The following is a 1,473-nucleotide window of genomic DNA, read 5'->3' as shown; positions in this document are numbered from 1 at the left end:
GGGAATAGCCACACTACATAGGCTCTGCCTTGCCTAAATACCAAACAGACTGCTGCAAATTTAACCTTGAAAGTTCAACAGACCCTAGGCTCATAACGAGACTGTAAAATAACTCCAACAGCCAAATTCAATTAAAAACGAGATCCTGTAATTAACTCTAAGCGCTATTAAAGCATTAGGTATTATTTGGAACCCATAAACAGGCTGTTTTTCTTAAAAAAGAGTAATTCCACAGCCTTAACGTCCACATGATCGGACAAAAATAGTTGGTTAAAATATGAAGATGCACGGAACTTAACCAACTGTTTTTTTTATTGCTTTTGAAGTGCTTGCTAGGCACGTTTATCTACTCGCCATGGTTTATTAAGCCTGTTTTCTCCCGCCCAATACAGTTTGATTTTATTACCTGATGGATCGTGCAATATTGCTTCACGCCACAGATAACTTTGATCTGTTGGCTCTTGATAAAACTCGATGCCAATAGATTTTAAATCAGATACCCACTGATCAAGTTTTTCATGCTCAAAATAGATTACTACGCCATTTAAAAAACTACCAGTTTCTAATAAAAGTGAAAAGGTTGAGTTTCCGTCAGGACATTCGAAACGGGCATAATGGGGAGTATCGACAATTTGGGTAAAACCTAGTTTTAAATAAAACTCAGTCGCTTTATTCATGTGTTTAACTGGCAATGTAACTTGATTAAGATTCACGAAACCTCCATGTGTGCTTAACGAGACTGTAGAATAACTCGTTTTAATTTATTTTTATCGATTGTAGTTTCAATCATTCGGTACACAGACCAAAATATTCATATAGAATCTATAGCAAATCAGTTGTAACGAAAAGCTCTAAGCGGCTGATTAACCTATGTAAAAAATTTCACTATTTATTGGTCGCAGTGGTCCTATACAAACCTGCTTCAGCTAACAATCTGAAATGGTTTAGCGATGATTCTTTTAGTAATTTCATATAATAATTTCGAGCACTATCCAAATCACCATTCCCTTCAAACCCCTCAGCTTTGGAAGCTAATTCATCCAGTCGGTTAAAGTCTAATTCGTTGGATTTGAAGTCGTTTACTACATCCGGAGTTAACGAAGTGTAGTGGTACAGTGATTTTGGCCACCCATTAAGAAAGAAATGTTATGCTAATAAGCATACAAATTTGGGTGAAAAAATGACGAAATTAAAACGCGCAACATATTCAGCGGCAATTAAATTAGAAACGGCTCAGCTTGTCGTTGACCAAGGTTATACGCAAGAAGATGCAGCCAAAGCGATGGGTGTTGGTAAATCAACCGTCAGTAAATGGGTAACTCAATTAAAGCAAGAACGTAATGGTCAGACACCCTTAGCTTCACCAATGACGCCCGAACAAATTGAAATCCGTGAGCTTAAAAAGCAAATACAACGCATTGAATTAGAAAAGGATATATTAAAAAAGGCTACGGTGATATCAAGTGGTCAGTG

Annotated in this window: 2 protein-coding genes; one reads left to right on the top strand and one right to left on the bottom strand. The window is 36.9% G+C overall.

Annotation, left to right across the window (positions count from 1 at the left end; genetic code table 11):
* Window positions 1-332 precede the first annotated feature (332 nt).
* A complete protein-coding gene (locus DO88_RS00850) occupies window positions 333-713 on the bottom strand; it encodes a VOC family protein (RefSeq protein WP_033041016.1) in 381 nt (126 codons plus the stop codon).
* Between the two features lie 467 nt (window positions 714-1,180).
* On the opposite strand from DO88_RS00850, the gene DO88_RS00855 reads away from it, so the two are divergent.
* A partial coding sequence (locus DO88_RS00855; protein WP_033041017.1) for a transposase occupies window positions 1,181-1,473 on the top strand: 293 nt, incomplete at its 3' end.

Origin of the sequence: Pseudoalteromonas sp. S3431 (assembly GCF_000690035.1) — a bacterium.
Taxonomy (GTDB): domain Bacteria; phylum Pseudomonadota; class Gammaproteobacteria; order Enterobacterales; family Alteromonadaceae; genus Pseudoalteromonas; species Pseudoalteromonas fuliginea.
This window is presented reverse-complemented; position numbering and strand designations above follow the sequence as displayed.